Origin of the sequence: Streptomyces thermospinosisporus (assembly GCF_039526425.1) — a bacterium.
GTDB classification, from domain to species: domain Bacteria; phylum Actinomycetota; class Actinomycetes; order Streptomycetales; family Streptomycetaceae; genus Streptomyces; species Streptomyces thermocarboxydovorans.
The window spans coordinates 1-3,085 of record NZ_BAAAIZ010000111.1 but is presented as its reverse complement, the minus strand read 5'-3'; the positions used below and the strand labels follow the sequence as shown (position 1 = coordinate 3,085).

The window sequence follows — 3,085 nt, the reverse complement described above, 5'->3', positions numbered from 1 at the left end:
GCCGCCCGCCCTCCGGCCAGCCGCCGGGCCCAGGCGGTTATGCCGCCGCGCCTGCGCGGGGCGGCGGGGGACGGGGCCGTGCCGGTGGTGGCGGTGGTGCGGGCGGTGGGGGTGCCCGGGTGGGTGTCGTTCCGGGTGCCGGTGGCGGGGGCGCCTGCGGCGGACGGGTGTCCGGGGTCCGCGGAGCTGTGGCCTCGCTCGTCGACGGCATGGGGCCGGCCCGTGTACGTGCCGGTCCCGCTCCCGGTCGCCTCCCGCGGGCCGGCCGGGTGACCGGCGGGCCCGCCGAAGCCGTGCGGCGCCTCGGCGCCCGGGGCCGTCCCCTCCGGGGCCCGGTCGTGCCGTGCGCCTCCGGGCACCGGGGCACCGGCGTCCGGGCTCTGCTCCGTCCGCCCGGAGGCCCGGCGGCTCTTCGGCGGGCGCGGGGGCCCGGGGCGGGACTCGACGTCCGGGGCGCCGCCCTGGGGCGGGACCTCGGTCCGGACGCCCGGGACGCCGGTGGCGTGGCCGGTGGGGCCCTCGGGGGCCCCGGTTCCGTGCGGTCCGTGCGGTCCGTGCGGTCCGTGCGGTCCGTGCAGTCCGTGCGGGCCGTGCGGTCGGTGCAGTCCGTGCGGGCCGGGCGAGCCGCCGACGCGGACGTGGCCCTCGCTGTCCGGGGCCGTGGGCGTACGGGCCGCCGGGCCCCCGGACGGAGTGAGGCGCAGCGCCGACTCGCCTATGCGCAGCAGGGCGCCCGGAGGGAAGCGGACCGGGCGGGGCCCCACCCGCCGTCCGTCCAGCGTGGTGCCGTTGGTGGAGCCGAGGTCGGCGACCGAGACCCGGCCGTCCGGGGCGACCGTGACCGCGCAGTGCAGCCGGGAGACGTCCGGGTCGTCCAGCGGCACGTCGGCGTCGGCGGAGCGCCCGATGCGGATCTCGCCGCCGTGCAGCAGATGCACCCCGCCCGCGTCGGGACCGGCGACCACATGGAGCCGGGTCGGGGCGTCGTCCAGCTCGGGATGCGGCTCGGGCACGCCCGGGGCGCCCACGGCCAGCACCGCGCCGTCGATCAATGGCGGCTCGCCCAGGGTGCAGCGCTGCGCGTCCAGCCGCTGCTCGCCCGCGTACAGCACGGGTGCGCCCGAGGAGCCCTCACCGCCGGGGACCGCGGAGGCCAGCGCCGAGGCGACCGCGGCCAGTGCCGTGCCCGCGGGCGCCGTGACCAGGACGTCGCGGCGTGTGACCCGGTCCCGCGCGGAGGCGGCCGGACCCAGCGGGTCTACGACGGTCAGCCGGATCTGCATCGCCGTCAGCGGTCCCTTCTGCGCGGGCGCGGAAAAGCCCCCCACCCCGCACGAGCACGTCGGCCAGTACTGCCCCGCATCCTCGCACCTGACACCGACAACGCGCCCGCCGCTCCGCAACAAGTGATCTTGATTGGTCGGCTCTGCCCGCAAAAGTGCCTGGCAACGGCGGCCCGGGCGCCCGATTGAGATCGGTCACGTCCGTTTTCGGCAACCGGGAGACCGAGGTGAGCGTCTTTCCTTCGAACAGAAGCGGGATCGTGTACGTAAGACCCACAGAATGACGACAGCCCGGTCTCGCGCACCTCGGCACAGGGGGCGTCCGCATAGCTGCGTCGTCCGCCCGGAGGGCGGGGCAGGCGCGGCTATGCGGACACCCCCTAGAGTGGGTCGGACGGCAGTAAGGCCAGTAGGGCAAGGCAAGCAGCAGGGAGCGCGTGACGTGCGGCCAGTCGGCAGCAAGTACCTCCTCGAGGAGCCGCTCGGTCGCGGCGCCACGGGCACCGTATGGCGTGCGCGCCAGCGGGAGACCGCGGGTGCCGAGGCGGCCGTGCCCGGACAGCCCGGCGAGACCGTCGCGATCAAGGTCCTCAAGGAGGAGCTCGCGAACGACGCCGATGTGGTGATGCGCTTCCTGCGGGAGCGCTCCGTGCTGCTCCGGCTGACCCATCCCAACATCGTCCGGGTCCGCGACCTGGTGGTCGAGGGCGACCTGCTGGCGCTGGTCATGGACCTCATCGACGGTCCCGACCTGCACCGCTACCTGCGCGAGAACGGCCCCTTCACGCCGGTCGCCGCCGCCCTGCTCACCGCGCAGATCGCGGACGCGCTCGCCGCCAGCCACGCCGACGGCGTGGTCCACCGCGACCTGAAGCCGGCCAACGTCCTGCTCAAGCAGGAGGGCGACCGGCTGCACCCGATGCTCACCGACTTCGGCATCGCCCGCCTCGCCGACTCGCCCGGCCTCACCCGCACCCAGGAATTCGTGGGCACGCCCGCGTACGTCGCGCCCGAGTCGGCCGAGGGACGCCCGCAGACCTCCGCCGTGGACATCTACGGCGCCGGCATCCTGCTGTACGAGCTGGTCACCGGCCGCCCGCCGTTCTCCGGCGGCTCCGCGCTCGAGGTGCTGCACCAGCACCTGAGCGCCGAACCGCGCCGGCCCTCCACCGTCCCCGACCCGCTGTGGACGGTCATCGAGCGCTGCCTGCGCAAGAACCCCGACGAGCGCCCCAGCGCCGAGAACCTCGCCCGCGGCCTGCGCGTCGTCGCCGAGGGCATCGGCGTGCACGCCGGCACCGCGCAGATCGCCGCCGCCGAGAACGTCGGCGCGCTGCTCATGCCCGACCCGGCCCCCGCGCCGGTGCCCGGCTCGTCCGGCTCGTCCGGCTCGTCCGGGGATGCCGACCCGACGCAGGTGCTGCCGCAGGGGGCCGGCTCCTACGACCCGAACGCCGCGACCAGCGTGCTGCCGCAGACCGGCGGCCCGTCCGGGCCCTCCGGCCGGTCCGGCGCGGCCGACCCGACGGCCGTCATGCCCCCGGTGCCGCCGGGGCCGCCCGGCGGCCAGGCGCCCGGGCCCGAGGAGCCGCACCCCTGGCAGACCCAGCTGCGCGCGGCCCGCGACCGCAACGAGCAGACCCAGGTCCAGTACCTCGACCCCAGCCAGGACCCGCTGCGCCGCCGCCCCCAGCGGCAGGTCGCGCGGCCCCAGCAGCCCCCGCAGCGGCGCCCCCAGCAGCAGCCGCCGGCCGGTTACGGCTACCCGCCGCAGCCGCAGCGCTACGCAACACCGGCATCGC

General features: G+C 77.0%; 2 protein-coding genes. One reads left to right on the top strand and one right to left on the bottom strand.

Going from position 1 to position 3,085, the window contains the following annotated elements; translation table 11 throughout:
* A partial coding sequence (locus ABD207_RS28650) for an FHA domain-containing protein (protein WP_344016122.1) occupies window positions 1-1,283 on the bottom strand: 1,283 nt, incomplete at its 3' end.
* 442 nt (window positions 1,284-1,725) lie between these two features.
* On the opposite strand from ABD207_RS28650, the gene ABD207_RS28645 reads away from it, so the two are divergent.
* On the top strand, window positions 1,726-3,085 hold a 1,360-nt coding region (locus tag ABD207_RS28645), incomplete at its 3' end, for a serine/threonine-protein kinase (protein WP_344016121.1).